Source organism: Brevundimonas vesicularis NBRC 12165, from assembly GCF_001592205.1.
GTDB lineage: Bacteria > Pseudomonadota > Alphaproteobacteria > Caulobacterales > Caulobacteraceae > Brevundimonas > Brevundimonas vesicularis.
The window spans coordinates 81,543-98,981 of record NZ_BCWM01000005.1 but is presented as its reverse complement, the minus strand read 5'-3'; the positions used below and the strand labels follow the sequence as shown (position 1 = coordinate 98,981).

Here is a 17,439-nt window from a genome sequence, read left to right as displayed (position 1 = left end):
TCCTCTGAAACAGGGGCGAACGGTGCGGGCTATTTCCCTAGTCGGTCAATAGGAGAAGAAGTGACGGCGGCTTGCAGAAGGGTTCGCGCCTCGAAGACGGCGGCGATGGCGTCACGCCCGTCCTGAAGCACGGGCTGCAACGGACAGGTCTCGACATCCGGGCAGGTTTCGCACGGGCCGTAGGCGGTGCGCGAGGCGCAAGGCGCGAGGGCCAGCGGGCCTTCCAGCGCGCGAATGACGTCGGCGAAGCTGATGGCGTCGGCGGGCGCGCCCAGCGCATAGCCGCCCGCCCTGCCCCGCTTCGAGGCCAGCAAACCCTGACGGCGCAGATCCAGCAGGATGGCCTCCAGGAACTTTCGTGGAGCCGCCGCCGCTTCCGCGATCTCGGCGATGGTCGCGGGGCCGCCGTCCGGCAGACCGGCCAGATGCACCATGGCGCGCAGGGCGTAGCGAGACCGGTTCGACAGCATGATCCGTGATCGCCCGCCTGAGCCCCAGACGCAAGCTGTGGGAGCTCGATCCGACCCTCAGGCGAGCCGCGCCACCGCCTCCAGAATCTGCGCGCCGTTATAGGGTTGCAGCACCAAGGCCTCGGCCATGTCCGCATTCTTCGCTGCGGCGGCCACATCGCCGGAGATGAAGATGACCCGCACGCCCCAGCGGTCGGTCAGGACGCGGGCCAGTTCCACGCCGGTCATCTCACCCGACAGGTTGATGTCCAGCAAGGCCGCATCAATGCTGTGCAGCGCAGCGGCGGCCTCGGCGGCGGCGGCGCTGTGGAACGGGCCGACGACATTGTGGCCCGCCTCGGTCAGCAGTTCGGTCAGGGAGGCGGCGGCGTCGGGATCGTCCTCGACCACCAGCAGGGTCAAGGCTTTGATCTCGGCCGGCGCCGTGGCGTCAATCGGCGCCTGACGCGTGACCACGGCGCGAAGGTCGCGCCAGACCTCGGTCGAGGGGCGGTCGGTGTCCAGATCATAGATGGCGGCCATGGCCTTCAGTTCGCGGGCGTCCTCGGGCGACAGGTCGCCGCCGGTCTCGGCCAGACGGCTGTCGTACAGGCGGCACAGGCGATCGACGCTTTCGGCGACCTCGGCGGCGTCCGGCTGCGACGGGGGCGGGCGATCGAACATGGCGTCCTCCTTACGGTTGTTCGATCTCAACTAATGGCTTTGAGCCGATTGCGTCACCGCGACTGACACCATCGTGACACGGCTGTGATCGCCGATCACAAGCGCGGCGCCGGCGCTGGTCCACGCCTCGATACGCCTGCAATCGACACGAGCCCCCCCGGCGGGTAAGGACGGCGCTCCGCTTTTTCTCAGGACATTTCCCTCTTGCGACTGCCCCAGGCCCGTCTCGATCAGGTGCTCGACCGTTTCCATGAGGTGGAGGCGCGCATGGGTTCGGCGACCGACGGCGCCGAGATCGTGCGGCTGTCCAAGGAGCACGCCGAGCTGAAGCCCGTCGTCGATGCGGTCCAGGGCCTGGCGCGCGCGCGCGCCGAAATGGCGGACCTGGAAGCCATGACGGCCGATCCGGAAATGGCGGCGATGGCCGAGGAAGAGCTGCGGGCGCTGACCGACAGGCTGCCCGAGATGGAACGCGAGGTAGCCCTGCTGCTGGCCCCACGCGACGCCGACGAGAACGCCTCGGCCGTACTGGAAGTGCGCGCCGGCACCGGCGGGGACGAGGCGGCCCTGTTCGCTGGCGACCTGTTCCGCATGTATTCGCGCTACGCCTCCACGCGCGGCTGGCGGATCGAGCTGGATTCGGCGACCGAGGGCGACGCCGGCGGTTATAAGGAAATCATCGCTACGGTGACGGGCGAGGGCGTGTTCGGCCGGCTGAAGTTCGAGAGCGGCGTTCACCGGGTCCAGCGCGTGCCGACGACCGAGTCCCAGGGGCGCATCCACACCTCCGCGGCGACGGTGGCGGTCCTACCCGAGGTCGAGGACGTGGAGATCGAAATCCACGACAAGGACATCCGCATCGACACCTTCCGCGCGTCGGGTTCGGGCGGGCAGCACGTCAATACGACCGATTCCGCCGTGCGCATCACCCACCTGCCCACAGGCATCATGGTGACGTCGTCGGAGAAGTCCCAGCACGTCAACCGCGACAAGGCGATGAAGAACCTGCGCGTTCGCCTGTACGACATGCAGCGCCAGGCGAAGGACCTGGCCCGCTCGGACAGCCGCAAGTCCCAGGTCGGGTCGGGCGACCGGTCGGAACGGATCCGCACCTACAACTATCCGCAAGGGCGGGTCAGCGATCACCGCATCAACCTGACCCTGCACAGCCTGCCCCAGATCATGGAAGGCGACATCGATCCGCTGCTGAACGCCCTGATCGCCGAGGACCAGGCGGCGCGTCTGGCCGACCTGGAAGCCGAGTTCGGCTGATCAGCCCAGGACGCCGGTCAGCGGCAGCCACAGCACCACGCCGGTGACGGCGGTATAGGCGGCGAAGGCATGCACCGACTTCAACCGGCCGCTGGCCAGCGGGCTGTCGAGATCGGCGCGGTTGACCCACAGCAGATAGGCGGCCTGGATCGCCCAACCGGCGAGGAAGGCGACCACGGCCCAGGCGCTGAGCGCCGCCAGCGCGACGCCCGACATCAGGACCACCACGCCGCCCAGGGCGATCACGCCGTCTGCGATCTGATCGTCTGCGGGAACGGCGATGACGCCGGACAAGGCCCGTTGCAGACGCCAGTTGAGCCAGGCCTGATACAAAAGCATCAGTCCGCCCAAGACGTAAAACATCCCTATCGCGCGCGCCGCCCACTCCATGTCCGAAATAAGGCGCCATTTTCTGCGGTTGTAATCAGGGAAAATGCGACGCCGATTTGGATCGTTAACGACCGGCGCAAATTAGACACAACCGTTGGTCTGCGAGCGCGCCCGCTAAGCTTTGGCGGCCAGCGCGCGCTGGACCGCCGGACGCGCCTTCATGCGCTCGAAATGCGCCTGGACGCGCGGGAATGCGGCGATGTCCACGCCATCGCTTTCCAGCCAGCCGGCGAAGGTGAACAGATAGGGGTCCGCGACCGTATAGGCGTCGCCCATCGCCCATTCGCCTGTCAGGTCCGCCTCGATCAGGGCGAAGCCGTCCCGCATGTTCTGCGTGACCTTGGCCGCCATCGACGCCTGAGCGGCGGCATCGTCGCTCCAGCGCGCGGCGCGGCGACCGTGGGCGTGGGCGACGTGGACGGTGGTGGCCAGATAGAGGTTGAAAGACTGCATCCGCGCAAAGGCGAAGGGATCGGTCGGCGCCAACAGGCCGGGCGGCGACAGGGCGGCGATGTGCGCCAGAATGGACGGGCTCTCGGTCAGGACGCCCTGATCGGTCGCGAGCGCAGGAACGCGGCCCTTGGGATTGATCGCCAGATAAGCCGGCTCGCGTTGCTCGGCCCTGGCGAAGTCGACCAGACGAACCTCATAGGGCAGCCCCGACTCTTCCAGCGCGATATGGCTGGCCCGGCTGCAGGATCCGGTCGCGGCGTAGAGGGTCAGCATGGTCGCGCCTCGCAGCAAAGAAAAAGGCGGCGAGATCATCGCCGCCTTTCAGGAAATCAGAGGTCCAGCAGGGCCCGCGCCGGATCTTCCAGCAGTTCCTTGACCCGGACCAGGAAGGTCACGGCTTCTTTGCCGTCCACGATGCGGTGATCGTAGCTGAGGGCCAGATACATCATCGGGCGGATCTTGACCTCGCCGTTGATGGCCATCGGGCGCTGGACGATATTGTGCATGCCCAGGATGCCCGACTGCGGCGCGTTCAGGATCGGCGTCGACATCAGCGAGCCATAGGTGCCGCCGTTGGTGATCGTGAAGGTGCCGCCCTGCATCTGATCCATGGTCAGCGAGCCGTCACGTGCGGCCTTGCCCAGGGCGCCGATGCCCTTTTCGATGCCGGCGAGCGACAGGGTGTCGGCATCGCGGAGCACAGGCACCACCAGACCCTTGTCGGTGCCGACGGCGACGCCGATGTCGTAGTGGTTCTTGTAGATGATGTCGGTGCCGTCGATCTCGGCGTTGACGGCCGGGATCTCATGCAGGGCCGCGACGACAGCCTTGGTGAAGAAGGACATGAAGCCCAGCTTCACGCCGTGGCGCTTTTCGAACACGTCCTTGTACTGGGCGCGCAGGGCCATGACGTTGGTCATGTCCACCTCGTTGAAGGTGGTCAGCTGAGCGGCCGTGTTCTGCGATTCCTTCAGGCGACGGGCGATGGTCTGACGCAGGCGCGTCATCTTCACCCGCTCTTCGCGCGGCTGGTCGGCACGCGGGGCGGCGGGCGCTGCGGCGGTGGCAGGGGCCGGAGCCGAGGCCTGGCCGATGGCGGCGATGGCGTCGGCCTTGGTGATGTTGCCCTTCGGTCCCGTGGCGTTGATGGCCTTGGGATCCAGATTGTTCTCGCCGACCACGCGCTGGACGGCGGGCGACAGGGTTTCGTTCTTGGCGGCCGAGACCTGGGCCGAGCCGGTGTTGGCCGGGGCGGCGGCGGGCGCCGGTGCGGCGGCGGCCGGCGCGCTGGCAGCGCCCGAACCCGAGATGGAGCCGATCTTCTGGCCCGGCGTCACGGTCGCGCCTTCGTCAGCGGCGATGGTCAGAACGCCGTCGGCCGGGGCGGAGACTTCGACCGCGACCTTGTCGGTCTCGATCTCGACCAGCAGTTCGTCCTTCTTGACCGTGTCGCCGTTCTTCTTGACCCACTTGCCCATCGAGCCCTCGGCGACGCTCTCGCCCATGACCGGCACGGTGATGTCGATCGCAGCGGCGGCGGCCGGAGCAGCGGCGGCCGGCGCGGCCTTGGCATCAGCCTTTGCGGCTTTTGCCGGCGCAGCGGCCGGAGCGGCGGCGGCGGACGCGCCATCCGTCACCGAACCCAGCACCGTGCCGGGAACGACGTTGTCGCCCTCGGCCGCCTTGATGTCGCCCAGCACGCCGTCGGCGGGCGAGACGACCTCCAGCGAGACCTTGTCGGTCTCCAGCTCGACCAGCAGTTCGTCCTTCTTGACCGGATCACCGACCTTCTTGGTCCACTTTGCGATGGTGGCTTCGGTGACGGATTCACCGAGGGCGGGGGTCAGGATGTCGGCCATGTCAGGTCCAGCTCGTCTCTAGTCGGTCTTTTATACGTGTATCAGGCGAAGGCTTCGGTCGTGAAGGCTTCGAGTTCCTTCAGGTGCCGGCTCATCAGACCGGCGGCGGTCGAGGCCGAGCCGGGACGGCCGACGTAGCGGGCGCGCTTGGCCTTCACGTCCAGCTTGTCCAGCGTCAGCTCCAGCCACGGATCCACGAAGGTCCAGCCGCCCATGTTCTTCGGCTCTTCCTGGCACCAGACCAGTTCGGCGTTGGGGAAGCGGGCCAGTTCCTTGCGCAGCGACTGGATCGGCCACGGATAGAACTGCTCCAGACGCAGGATGTAGACGTCGTCCACGGCCTGGCCGTCCTTGGCCTTCTTCTCGCGCGCGTCCAGCAGGTCGTAATAGACCTTGCCCGAGCACAGGATGACGCGGCGGATGTCCTTGTCCGCCTTGATCGTGATGCCGGCGATCTCGGGCCGCGTCTGGGCGTCGTCGTGCAGGACGCGGTGGAAGGCCGAACCCTCCGCCAGGTCCGCCATGGACGAGACCGCCTTCTTGTGACGCAGCAGCGACTTGGGCGTCATCAGGATCAGCGGCTTGCGGAACGGCCGGTGCATCTGGCGACGCAGGATGTGGAAGTAGTTGGCCGGGGTGGTGCAGTTGGCGACCTGCATATTGTCTTCGGCGCACTGTTGCAGGAAGCGCTCAAGACGGGCCGAGGAGTGTTCCGGTCCCTGGCCTTCATAGCCGTGCGGCAGCAGCATGGTCAGGCCGCTCATGCGCAGCCACTTGCGTTCGCCCGAAGAGATGAACTGGTCGATCACCACCTGGGCGCCGTTCACGAAGTCGCCGAACTGGGCTTCCCACATGACCAGCGTATTGGGGTCGGCCAGCGAGTAGCCGTACTCGAAGCCCAGCACCGCCTCTTCGGACAGGGCCGAATCGATGACTTCGAAATTGGCCTGGCCTTCGCGCAGGTTGTTCAGCGGGATGTAGCGCTCTTCGGTCGTCTGATCGATGATGCCCGAGTGACGCTGCGAGAAGGTGCCGCGCACCGAATCCTGACCCGACAGACGGATCGGGAAACCTTCATCGACCAGGCTGGCGAAGGCCAGGCTTTCGGCCGTGGCCCAGTCCAGGCCCTGGCCCGAGGTGATGGCTTCGCGGCGACCGTCGATGACGCGCTTCAGCGTCTTGTGCATGTCGACGCTGTTGGGGATCGTGGTCAGGCGGTGGCCCAGGTCGGTCAGCTTGGCCAGCGGCACGGCGGTGTCGCCGCGCAGCTCGTCCTTGGGCGACTGGAAGCCCTGCCACTGGCCGTCCAGCCAGTCGGCCTTTTCGGCGGACCAGGTCTTGCCGGCCTCGAACTGCTCGTCGAGGAATTTCTCGAACCGCTCGACTTCGGCGTCCACCTCGGCCTGGCTGATCACGCCTTCGGCTACCAGACGCTGCGAATACAGTTCGCGGGTCGAGGGCTGGGCGCGGATCTTCGAATACATCAGCGGCTGGGTGAAGGTGGGGTCGTCGCCTTCGTTGTGGCCGAACCGGCGGTAGCAGAACATGTCCACCACCACGTCCTTGTGGAACTTCTGGCGGTATTCGGTGGCCACCTTGGACGCGAAGACGACCGCCTCGGGGTCGTCGCCGTTGACGTGGAAGATCGGCGCCTGGACCATCAGGGCCACATCCGACGGATACGGCGACGAGCGCGAGTTCCGCGGGCTGGTGGTGAAGCCGATCTGGTTGTTGATGACGAAGTGCAGCGTGCCTCCGGTGCGGTAGCCCTTCAGTCCCATCAGAGCGAAACACTCCGCGACCACGCCCTGGCCGGCGAAGGCGGCGTCGCCGTGAATCAGCAGCGGCACGACCTTGGAGCGGTCCAGCGCCCACTGCCCCTCGGGCACGCCCTCGTTGGCCTCGCGAATATCGAACGCCTGTTTGGCGCGCGCCTTGCCCAGCACGACCGGGTTGACGATCTCGAGGTGAGACGGGTTGGCGGTCAGCGACAGGTGGACGTGGTTGCCGTCGAATTCGCGGTTCGACGAGGCGCCCATGTGGTATTTGACGTCGCCCGAGCCCTCGATGTCGCTCGGCACGGCCGAGCCGCCCTGGAACTCGTGGAAGATGACCTTGTAGGGCTTGCCCATCACGGCGGCGAGCACGTTCAGGCGCCCGCGGTGGGCCATGCCCAGCACGACCTCGTCGACGCCCAGCGAACCGCCGCGCTTGATGACCTGCTCCAGCGCCGGGACCATGGCCTCGCCGCCGTCCAGACCGAACCGTTTGGTGCCGGGGAAGCGCTTGTGCAGGAAGCGTTCGAAGCCTTCGGCCTCGACCAGCTTGGACAGGATGGCCAGCTTGCCTTCTTTGGAGAAGGCGTTCTGCTCGAACTTGTCGGCGCCCTCGAACCGCTGCTGGAGCCAGGATTTCTCTTCCGGCTCTGCGATGTGCATGAACTGGATGCCGACCGTGCCGCAGTAGGTCCGCTTCAGGATCTCCAGCACTTCGCGGATTGTGCCGGTCTGAAGACCCAGCACGCCGTCCAGGAAGATCGGGCGGTCCAGATCGGCGCCGGTGAAGCCGTAGAATTCGGGCGTCAGCTCAGGGTTCTCGACCGGCTGTTCGATGCCCAGCGGGTCCAGCTTGGCCTGCAGGTGACCGCGCACGCGATAGCTGCGGATCAGCATCAGGGCGCGGATGGAATCGTGGGCGGCGGCCCGGATCGCATCGGCCGAGACGTCGGCGGACGCGGCCGTGGGCGCAGCAGCCGGCGCAGCGCCGGGCTTTTTGGGATCAGGCTTCGGGGCCGGCCAACGGCCGTCGAAGACGCCGGTCTCCTCGGTCGGTTCGGTCGCGACGCCACGGCCCCAGCTGCCGGCGCCGGCCGAGGCGGTCACCAGCGCGGCGTTGTCGCGCAGCTGGTCGAAGAAGGCTTTCCATTCGGCGGAAACGGAGCCGGGGTCTTTCGCCCACTTCTCCTGAAGCTCCTCGACGTAGGCCGCATTCGACCCGTAGAGGAATGAGGTCTCGGCAAAGACCTGGTTCAGCCGACCGGCATCGTCCGCCATCGTTTCGCAATCCCTGGGCCCCGACGGACACATCTCCGTGAGGGGCGCGCCCGTCATATAGGCGTCGTTTCCTGACGGGTCATGACCGAAACGGGGCAATTTGGTAGGAAATTGGTCGCAGGCCCAAGAAAAAACGCCCCCGGCCTGAGCCGAGGGCGTCCATCGATGCGTCACACGGCATTTTTGATGCCGAAAGCGATCAGGCGGAGAGCATCAGCCCTTCAGCACTTCGACCAGGGTCTTGCCGAGGCGCGCGGGCGATTCCGACATGCGGATGCCGGCGGCTTCCATCGCCGCGATCTTGGATTCCGCATCGCCCTTGCCGCCCGAGACGACCGCGCCGGCGTGGCCCATGGTGCGGCCCTTCGGAGCGGTACGGCCCGCGATGAAGCCGGCCATCGGCTTCTTGCGGCCCTTCTTGGCTTCGTCGATCAGGAACTGGGCGGCGTCTTCTTCCGCGCCGCCGCCGATTTCGCCGATCATGATGATCGAGGTCGTTTCCTCGTCGGCCAGGAACAGCTCGAGCACGTCGATGAACTCGGTGCCCTTGACCGGGTCGCCGCCGATGCCGACGGCCGTGGTCTGGCCCAGGCCTTCGTTGGTGGTCTGGAACACGGCTTCATAGGTCAGGGTGCCCGAACGCGACACGATGCCGACCGAGCCCTTCTTGAAGATGTTGCCCGGCATGATGCCGATCTTGCACTCGTCCGGCGTCAGGATGCCGGGGCAGTTCGGGCCCAGCAGGCGCGACTTGGAGCCTTCCAGACGACGCTTGACCTTGACCATGTCCATCACCGGGATGCCCTCGGTGATGCAGGTGATGAAGGGGATTTCGGCGTCGATGGCTTCGATGATCGCGGCGGCCGCGCCCGACGGCGGGACGTAGATCACCGAGGCGTCGGCGCCCGTGGCGTCACGGGCTTCGGCGACCGAGGCGTAGATCGGCAGGCTCTCACCGTGCGATCCGGTCCAGTTCGTGCCGCCCTTGGAGGGATGCACGCCGGCGACCATCTGGGTGCCGTGATAGGCCAGGGCCTGTTCGGTGTGGAAGCCGCCGGTCTTGCCGGTCAGGCCCTGGACGATGATCTTGGTGTTCTTGTCGACGAGAATGGACATGGGTCTGTGCTCTGATTCGATGTGTCAGCGGGGCGGTGGCGAGTAAGGCCGAAGCCTTAGCCGACCGCCGCGACGATCTTCTGGGCGGCGTCGTCGAGGTCGTCGGCGGCCTGGATGGTCAGACCCGACTCGTTCAGGATTTTCTTGCCCAGTTCGGCGTTGGTGCCTTCCAGACGCACCACCAGCGGCACCTTCAGGCCCACTTCCTTCACGGCCGCGACCACGCCCTCGGCGATGACGTCGCACTTCATGATGCCGCCGAAGATGTTGACCAGGATGCCCTGGACGTTCGGGTCGGCGGTGATGATCTTGAAGGCCGCCGCGACCTTCTCCTTGCCGGCGCCGCCGCCGACGTCGCAGAAGTTGGCCGGCTCCTTGCCGTACAGCTTGATGATGTCCATCGTCGCCATGGCCAGACCGGCGCCATTGACCATGCAGCCGATGTTTCCGTCCAGCGAGACGTAGGCGAGATCCCACTTGGACGCCTCGATTTCCTTGGCGTCTTCTTCGGTTTCGTCGCGCAGTTCCTTGATGTCGTCGTGGCGGAACAGGGCGTTGCCGTCGAAGCTGACCTTGGCGTCCAGAACGCGCAGATGGCCGTCCTTCATCACGATCAGGGGGTTCACCTCCAGCATGTCCATGTCCTTCTCGACGAAGGCCTTGTACAGCGCGGGGAACAGCGACTTGGCGTCTTCGGCCGCGGCGCCCGTCAGGCCGTAGGCGGCGGTGATGGCGGCGACGTCGGCGTCGGTCACACCCGCGCTCGGGTCGATGACGATGTTCTGGATCTTCTCGGGCGTGTCGTGGGCGACGGTTTCGATGTCCATGCCGCCTTCGGTCGAGACGACGAAGGCGATGCGGCCATAGGCGCGATCGACCAGCAGCGAGCAGTACAGTTCACGCTCGATATCGGCGCCGTCCTCGATGTAGAGGCGGTTGACCTGCTTGCCGGCGTCGCCCGTCTGGGCGGTGACCAGGGTGTTGCCCAGCATTTCCTTGGCGTGGGCGACGGCTTCCTCGACCGAAAAGGCCAGGCGAACGCCGCCCTTGGCGTCGGCCGGCAGTTCCTTGAACTTGCCCTTGCCGCGGCCGCCGGCGTGGATCTGCGACTTCACGACATAGAGCGGACCGGGCAGCAACTTGGCGGCCGCCTCGACCTGATCGACCGATGTTACCGCGACGCCTTCGGCGACCGGGGCGCCGAAGCCTTTGAGGACCTGCTTGGCCTGATATTCGTGAATGTTCATGGGGGACCGTCGCAACCGCTGCTGGGAGAGTTGCGGGGCTTATAGGCCCCACCCCTTCGCAGGTGCAACCGTCCACAGGCCCCCTTTAGTCGACCCAGTCCTTCTTGAGGGTGCGCGACGCCCCGATCAGCAGGATCGCGGCGAGCACATAGAAGCCCATGCCGGTGTAGATGGCCCAGCGCAGGCTTTCCTCGCCGAAGCGCGGCGCCAGCAGGTCGCTCATCCAGCCGAAATAGTAGAAGCCGACCGCGATCCCGAGCAGATTGTTCAGCAGCAGGAACAGGGCCGAGGCTGTCGAGCGCATGGCCGCCGGCACCAGATGCTGGACCGCCGCCGTGATCGGACCCAGCCAGGCCAGGTTCAATCCGGTCGGCAGCAGGAAGATCAAGAAGGCCAGGGTCAGCTGCTGAACGTGGCTGCCGCCGCCGGGCAGAACCAAGCCGATCAGCCAGGGCGAGTTCATCGCCAGGATGAAACAGGGCGCCGAGATCAGGAAGGCGATGGCGGGCGTCAGCGGATAGGCGCCCTTGCCCTTCTTGGACAGCTTGTCGGCGATCATGCCGCCCAGCCAGATGCCGAGGATGCCGCCGATCAGGGCGATGCCGGAATAGTAGATGCTGGTCTGTTTCAGGGTCAGGTCGAAACTGCGCATGAAGAAAAGGGGAAGCCAGCCGGCGACGCCATAGCCGCACACCGACGATGAGGCGGCGCCCAGGCCCAGCAGCCAGAAGCTGGGCTTGCGGATGACCACCGAGGCGGTGCGCCGCGCGATCATCAGCGACACGCCGATCACCACCGCCAGCAGGCCGCCGAAAGCGAGCACCAGCGGATTGCCGAGCGACATACCCATCAGCCAGCTCAAGGCGCCGAGGATCAGCAGACCGGCGCCGAGGCCCAGCATGATCTGGGCGGCGATCTTGCCGGCTCGATCCGTGCCGACGGGGGCGGCGGCCAGGGCCGCGACCTGGGCCTCGGTCTTGATGGCGTCGGTTCCGCCGCGCCTGGGATCCCGCACCGTCAGACGCAGCAGGGGCGCGACCAGCACGCCCAGCAGGCCGACCACGATGAAGGCCGTGCGCCAGCCGTAGGTCGCCGCCAGCAGGCCGCCGACCAGGGTGCCCGCCGCCATGCCCAGCGGAATGCCGAAGGCGAAGGCCGCCATGGCCCGCGCGCGCTGATGCGGCGGGAAATAGTCGGCGATCAGCGAATAGGCCGGAGCCACGCCGCCCGCTTCGCCGATGCCCACGCCCATCCGGCACAGGAACAGCTGGCCGAACGACCCGGCCATGCCGCACAGGGCGGTGAAGCCCGACCAGACGGCCAGGGCGCCGGTCATGATCCAGACACGGCTGAACCGATCCGCCAGCCAGGCCAGAGGAATGGCCAGTGTCGAATAGACCGAGGCGAAGGCGATGCCGCCCAACAGGCCGAACTGGCTGTCGGACATGCCGAACTCTTCCTTCAGCGGCGCGGCCAGGATGCCGATGATCTGGCGATCCAGGAAGTTCAGCATGTAGATCAGGATCAGGACCGCCAGCACATAGTAGCGGTAGCCGGGCCGCTCAGGCCGCTCGGGCCGCGCCTCCTGGACCGTCAGCGTCTCCGTCGTCATCGGCGTTTCCCCTCGGCGTCTTGTTGTTCGTTGCGGCGAGCCTAGCCGCAAGTCCGCCCTGTGCAAAATAGGCTTGCCAGAGCGAAAAGGGGCGGCGGCCCGGAGACCGCCGCCCCTCGTCGTCAGGCGTTATGGATGTGGATCAGAACTTCAGACCCAGGGTCGCCGTGACGGTGCGCGGCGGGCCGTAGAAGCCGATGATCGAGTCGCCAGTCAGGGCGCCGGGGAAGGTGTAGCCGCCGACACGATAGCGTTCGTCGCCCAGGTTCTTGCCGTGGACGCCGAATGTCAGGCGGTCGTCGGACGAGGTCCAGACGATGCTGGCGTCATACATCCAGTAGGCGTCCTGATCGAGCAGCGGCGCGGGCGTCTCGAACTGCTGATAGGCGCCGCGATAGGCGACCGACGGAATGAAGGCGATCGACGAACCGTTCTCCATGACCCAATTGTAGTTGGCCGAGATCGATCCGGTCCATTCCGGCGTGTTCTGGAAATCGCGCTGCGACGACACATCGACGAAGCAGCCGACCGCTGTGGGGCAGGTCGTGTTCAGCGGGCCGGTAGGAATGTAGGCTAGGAACTGGTCGAACTTGGCGTCGATGTAGCTTAGCGAGGCGTTGAAGGTCAGGGCGTCGGTAGCGCGCACGCGGCCTTCGAACTCCCAACCGCGGATCGAGGACGAGCCGACGTTGTCCACCACCGAGGCGATCGTCGCGCCGGCCGGATACTGGGTCGTGATCTGCTGGTTCTCGTAGCTGGAATCGAAGATCGCCGTGGCGAAGGTCAGGCGACGATCCAGCAGCGACCCCTTCAGGCCGACTTCGTAGGTCTCGACCGTTTCCGGCGCATAGCCGTTGACGGTGGCGGGATACAGGACCGCATCGCCGCGCATGTCGAAACCGCCCGACTTGAAGCCCTCGCCCCACGAAGCGTAGGCCGTCAGATCGGCGCCGAACTTGTAGTTGACCGAGACGCGCGGCGTGAACTTCTCAAACTCGCGCGTGCGGGTGTAGTTGGTGCGGGGAGCCTCGCCCAAGAACGGCACGGCGGTCGCATTGCCGAAATAGGGGCTGCGGATACCTAAGTAACGCTGACGGAAGACGGTGCCTTCCTTCTCGTCCTTGGTGAAGCGACCGCCGACCGAGACCGACAGAGCGTCGGTGAAGTCATAGGAGAAGTCGGCGAAGGCGGCGTAGCTCTTGGTCGCCACAGAACCCGAGGTCAGGGTCGTCAGATTGGCCAGACCCACGACGGTGTCGAACGCGCCCGAGGCGTTGGCGTCCATGTAGAAGACGCCGGCGACGCCGTTCAGGCGGCCCGCGCTGACCAGAACCTGGAATTCCTGGCTGAACTGGTCGTCGTCATAGGCGGCCGGGATGTCGAGGATGGGCTGAGGCAGGTTGTCGAAGTCGATGTTGCCGCGCGTCAGGCCTTCACGATAGGCGGTGATCGACTTGAAGGTGAACATGTCGCTCATCTCCCACTCGCCGGTCAGCGACACGCCGCGCGTCTGAACGCGGTTCTTGTCGCCGGCGCCGGCGTTGGTGTCATAGACGTCGGCGGGCGACGGAGCGACTTCGCGGTGACCGTGGCGCGCGTTGGAATCGTCGTTCACCAGATCACCGGCCAAACGGAAGAACAGACTGTCGGTCGGGCTCCATTCCGCGCTGGCGCGGAAGGCGGTTACGTCCTTGTTGTAGTGTTCATTGCCGGTGTTCAGGTTCTTGCCGTAGCCGTCGCGCAGATAGCGGGCCAGGGCGGCCGAGACCTTGAACTCGTCGCTGAAGGGCAGTTGGGCGCTGGCGATCACGTCGCGCTGACTATAGCTGCCGTAGGAGGCGCGCAGGCGTCCCTCGGGCTCGTCGGCATTGATGCGGCTGGTGACGTATTTGATGGCGCCGCCGATGGTGTTGCGGCCGTAAAGCGTGCCTTGCGGACCGCGCAGCACCTCGACCCGCTCCACGTCGAAGATGTCCAGAACGGCGGCCTGCGGACGGGCCACATAGACGTCGTCGATATACAGGCCGACGCCGGGATCGAAGCCCCACAGGGGATCCTGCTGGCCCACGCCGCGAATGAAAGAGATCAGGGTCGAGTTCGAGCCCCGCGCGGCGTTCAGCGTCAGGCTGGGCGTCGAGCGCGCCAGTTCGGTGATGTCCAGGGCGCCGCGTGCCTCAAGCTGTTCGCCGCTGACGGCGGTCACGGCGACCGGCACGTCCTGCAGGCTTTCTGCGCGGCGGCGCGCGGTGACGACGATGTCGTCGACGGTCGCCGCATCCTGGGCGTTCGCGGCCTGAGCGGTCGCCTCCGCGTCCTGGGCGACCGAGGCCCCCGCAAGCACGCCCCACGCCGCGCCGGCCAGCAGCGCGCACTTCACATGACGGTTCATGATCCTAGACCCCTTTGTCGTTTCCAGCCCGATGGACGCTTTTATTCAGCGTTCAATGATTTTCATGGAACCTACCCGGTTTCGGGCGTCTGTCAAACACTGGACTGACGCAGCGTCACTTGGATCGCCGACCGTGGCGCCGTTGCACCGTCGCGGTCGTGCGCCTAGCCTTGCCGGATGAGCAAGCCGGACGCCGCCGCCCCCCTTCCCCGCCCCGTCGCCGCCGCGCGTCGCAAGGCGGCGGGCGCTGCGCCGGCGCGGCGTGGTCGGCCGCCCAAGACCGAGGCCAAGGCGGCGGGCGAGACGCGAGATCTGATCCTGGATGCGGCCGAAGACCTGTTTTCCAAACACGGTTTCTATGGCGTCACCATCCGCGAGGTGGCGCGCGAGGCCGGCGTCGATACGGCCCTGGTCCACTACTATTTCGGGGCCAAGCGCGAGCTGTTCGACGCCGTCTTCCTGCGCCGGGCCGAGGTCTGGAACGACGACCGCGTCGCCGCCATCGATCGCTATGCCGAGACGGCGGGCGACGACATGACGCTGGAAGGCTTGCTGGAGGCCTTCCTGCGGCCGCCGTTCGAATGGTCGCTGAAGGGCGGACCGGGCTGGAAACACTATTCCGCCCTGGTGGCCCAGACCAACGCCAACCCCAGCTTCGGCGGCGAGACGATGGCGCGCTATTTCGACCCGGCCATCCACCGGCTGATCGAACTGATCGCCAAGGTGCTGCCGGGCGCCAGCGAGGTCGATCTGTATTGGGGCTATCATAATCTGTCGGGCGCCCTGACCCTGACCCTGGGCGAGACGGGGCGTCTTGACCGGCTGTCGAACGGGCGGGCGCGATCCGGCGATCTGGAGACGGCCGGCGACTATATGGTTCGGTTTGCGGCGGCCGGGTTCCGGGCTGTGGTCGGGATGTCGTCCCGCCAAGCCTGATCCTTAATGGCCTGATCAGTTCGGGCCGAAGAAGACCGCCCACATCAGCCGACCGGGCAGGAAGGTGAAGGCGCCGGCGACGATCAGTCCGCCGACGAACATGCTCGTCATGGCGCGCCGGTGAACAGCCACCCGGTGACGGCGGGCGGCGTACACCGCCATCGGCAGGGCGACCACCGTCCAGCCGCTGAGCAGATGGATCAGGGACAGGCCGCCGGGTCCGTTCGGATTGAGCTGGTGGATGAAAAAGGAACTGATTGCCGTCGTCCCCATCGCCACGACCCAGGCCCAGCCCAGGGTCCGGTGCAGCCGGTTTCCCTTGACCCCAATCAGCAGGACGACGCCGACCGCCAAGGCCGTCACGGCCGCCGCCACATGGATCTGGATCGCCGTCGGCGACGCCAGCAGCAAGCCCCAGCGCGGGGCGTGAAGAGCAAACCCCATTCGCGCCAGCCGCCCGTCGTCGACCGACAGATAGGCGACGAGCGGAATGATCAGCAGAGCGAGGGCCAGGGCGGACGGGGCGAGGCGGGAAAGGCGAGGCATCGGACATCTCCGTTTGCCCGGTCGTGCCGCAGCGTCCCGCCCGCCGCATCGGGGCTTTCGCCAATGACCGTCTGTGCTGCGCCAACGCCCACCTGTCTTTCGCGCCCGCCTTTCAACGTGTCGGAAATCATGATCTCAAGGCGCCATGACAACCCTCGCCGCAGACCGTCGCCGCACCTTTGTCAGGGGCCTGATTGTCGCCGTTCTGGGCGGCGTGTTTCTGGCGACGACCGGGGCGTTCGGGACGGCGGGCGCGACCTTCGTTCAGCGACTGGCCTATTGGGTGCTGGTCATGGTGCTGGGCGGACTGTGGGGGCATCTGTGCGGGGTGCTGGTCAGCCGGTTTCTGGATTCGGACGAGCGGCCGTGGCTGACCATCGCGGTCATGGTGGTCGTGATCACCGGGCCGCTTTGCGTCATCGTCTGGGCGGCGACGGGCCTGTTCTTCGCCCAGAGGCTCTATCCGTTGGCGGTGCTGCCGCAGCTGATCGTGCCCGTCGTGGTCATTACGGCGGCGGTGACGACGTTGAACGTCTTTTTGGGGCGGGCCGTGCCGGTCCAGACCCATGCGGCGCCGCCTGAGACAGCGGCCCGTCCGGTGCGGTTTCTGGACCGTCTGCCCATGAAGCTGAAAGGCGCGACGATCCGGGCGGTGCAGGCCGAGGACCACTATCTGCGCATCCATACCGACCGGGGATCGGACCTGATCCTGATGCGGCTGTCGGACGCGGTGGAAGAGCTGGAGGGGCTGGAGGGCGCCCAGACGCACCGCAGCTGGTGGGTGGCGCGCGAGGCGGTGCGCGCCGTCGAACGCGGCGACGGTCGCGCGACCCTGACGCTGGACGGCGGCCTGTCGGCGCCCGTCAGCCGCCGCTACGCCCGGATGCTGCGCGACGCCGAATGGTGGTGACGCTTCAGGGCGCGGGCGGGGTGGTCAGCATCGACGCCGGCGCCGCGCAACCCGTCAGCTCGTCATCGCCAATCTCGACCTTGGCCGTCAGCGGATAGGTGCGGTCGCTCATGCCATCCGAACATTCGGTGGCGATCAGCACGACGTTCAGCGCCTTGTTCAGATTGGTTGAGCTGGCGAAGGTCGCGACCGTGCCCTGGACCGTCGCGCCATGGTTCGGCGCACGCTGGGTCGGCTGATCGACGCGGGTGTAGACCAGGGCGTCCGGCGTGATCTCTACGCCCCAAAAGGGTTCGGTCCCCAGCGCCCGCACCGGCTGGCCCAGATCGACCCCGGCCAGGGTGACGGCGGCCTGGGGCTGCGGCGCCGGCTTGGGCTTGGAATCCTCGCGGTCGTAGCAGGCGCTGAGCGAGAGGCCGGCAAGGGCGATGGCGAACGGGGCGGCTGTGAGCGGAATGAGGCGCATGACGGCTCCTTTTGGTTCGGGCGCAGGTGAGGTCCCCGCCGCCCTCGGTCAAGGGGC

General features: G+C 66.7%; 15 protein-coding genes. 3 read left to right on the top strand and 12 right to left on the bottom strand.

All coding sequences use genetic code 11. The features are described 5' to 3' along the window. Window positions 1-29: 29 nt before the first annotated feature. Together BVE01S_RS05465 and BVE01S_RS05460 are read right to left on the bottom strand one after the other, a co-directional pair. Entirely contained in the window at window positions 30-470 is a 441-nt protein-coding gene (locus BVE01S_RS05465) for an RrF2 family transcriptional regulator (protein WP_055808795.1), read from the bottom strand. 57 nt (window positions 471-527) lie between these two features. Next, complete coding sequence (locus tag BVE01S_RS05460) at window positions 528-1,133, bottom strand: response regulator (protein ID WP_066625220.1); 606 nt, start codon at window positions 1,131-1,133, stop codon at window positions 528-530. A 204-nt stretch (window positions 1,134-1,337) separates the two neighbouring features. Between BVE01S_RS05460 and prfA the strand changes: the two genes are divergently transcribed. Beyond that, window positions 1,338-2,405, top strand: coding sequence for a peptide chain release factor 1 (gene prfA / locus BVE01S_RS05455; RefSeq protein ID WP_066625218.1), 1,068 nt, complete (start codon window positions 1,338-1,340; stop codon window positions 2,403-2,405). On the opposite strand, the gene BVE01S_RS05450 is transcribed toward prfA, so the two are convergent. The 8 genes from BVE01S_RS05450 to BVE01S_RS05415 form a co-directional block, all read right to left on the bottom strand. Further along, a complete protein-coding gene (locus BVE01S_RS05450) occupies window positions 2,406-2,744 on the bottom strand; it encodes a hypothetical protein (RefSeq protein ID WP_218015912.1) in 339 nt (112 codons plus the stop codon). A 165-nt stretch (window positions 2,745-2,909) separates the two neighbouring features. Next, window positions 2,910-3,521, bottom strand: coding sequence for a glutathione S-transferase family protein (locus BVE01S_RS05445; protein ID WP_066625415.1), 612 nt, complete (start codon window positions 3,519-3,521; stop codon window positions 2,910-2,912). Window positions 3,522-3,577: 56 nt separating this feature from the next. Then, on the bottom strand, window positions 3,578-5,107 hold the full coding sequence (gene odhB, locus BVE01S_RS05440) for a 2-oxoglutarate dehydrogenase complex dihydrolipoyllysine-residue succinyltransferase (RefSeq protein ID WP_066625212.1): 1,530 nt from the start codon (window positions 5,105-5,107) through the stop codon (window positions 3,578-3,580). 41 nt (window positions 5,108-5,148) lie between these two features. After that, entirely contained in the window at window positions 5,149-8,160 is a 3,012-nt protein-coding gene (locus tag BVE01S_RS05435) for a 2-oxoglutarate dehydrogenase E1 component (RefSeq protein WP_066625210.1), read from the bottom strand. A gap of 213 nt (window positions 8,161-8,373) precedes the next feature. After that, window positions 8,374-9,276 carry a succinate--CoA ligase subunit alpha gene (gene sucD / locus BVE01S_RS05430; protein ID WP_017506566.1) on the bottom strand — a complete coding sequence of 301 codons (903 nt, stop codon included), beginning with the start codon at window positions 9,274-9,276 and terminating at the stop codon, window positions 8,374-8,376. 56 nt (window positions 9,277-9,332) lie between these two features. Beyond that, the gene (gene sucC, locus BVE01S_RS05425; RefSeq protein ID WP_066625208.1) at window positions 9,333-10,523 is read right to left on the bottom strand and encodes an ADP-forming succinate--CoA ligase subunit beta; all 1,191 of its coding nucleotides are present in this window, start codon (window positions 10,521-10,523) and stop codon (window positions 9,333-9,335) included. Window positions 10,524-10,608: 85 nt separating this feature from the next. After that, window positions 10,609-12,135, bottom strand: a complete 1,527-nt coding sequence (locus BVE01S_RS05420; RefSeq protein WP_066625205.1) for a spinster family MFS transporter — start codon at window positions 12,133-12,135, stop codon at window positions 10,609-10,611. A gap of 142 nt (window positions 12,136-12,277) precedes the next feature. Next, the gene (locus BVE01S_RS05415; RefSeq protein WP_066625203.1) at window positions 12,278-14,524 is read right to left on the bottom strand and encodes a TonB-dependent receptor; all 2,247 of its coding nucleotides are present in this window, start codon (window positions 14,522-14,524) and stop codon (window positions 12,278-12,280) included. A 177-nt stretch (window positions 14,525-14,701) separates the two neighbouring features. On the opposite strand from BVE01S_RS05415, the gene BVE01S_RS05410 reads away from it, so the two are divergent. Continuing rightward, on the top strand, window positions 14,702-15,460 hold the full coding sequence (locus BVE01S_RS05410) for a TetR/AcrR family transcriptional regulator (protein WP_066625201.1): 759 nt from the start codon (window positions 14,702-14,704) through the stop codon (window positions 15,458-15,460). A 15-nt stretch (window positions 15,461-15,475) separates the two neighbouring features. Here BVE01S_RS05410 and BVE01S_RS05405 read toward each other — a convergent pair whose 3' ends face one another. Then, window positions 15,476-16,006 (bottom strand): DUF2306 domain-containing protein, encoded by a 531-nt coding sequence (locus BVE01S_RS05405; RefSeq protein WP_066625200.1) that lies wholly within the window; start codon window positions 16,004-16,006, stop codon window positions 15,476-15,478. Window positions 16,007-16,151: 145 nt separating this feature from the next. Between BVE01S_RS05405 and BVE01S_RS05400 the strand changes: the two genes are divergently transcribed. Then, complete coding sequence (locus tag BVE01S_RS05400) at window positions 16,152-16,916, top strand: LytTR family DNA-binding domain-containing protein (RefSeq protein ID WP_066625198.1); 765 nt, start codon at window positions 16,152-16,154, stop codon at window positions 16,914-16,916. 4 nt (window positions 16,917-16,920) lie between these two features. Here the strand turns inward: BVE01S_RS05400 and BVE01S_RS05395 are convergent, their stop codons facing one another. Continuing rightward, window positions 16,921-17,382: a COG3650 family protein gene (locus tag BVE01S_RS05395; RefSeq protein ID WP_066625195.1), complete on the bottom strand. Its 462-nt coding sequence runs from the start codon at window positions 17,380-17,382 to the stop codon at window positions 16,921-16,923. Window positions 17,383-17,439 lie beyond the last annotated feature (57 nt).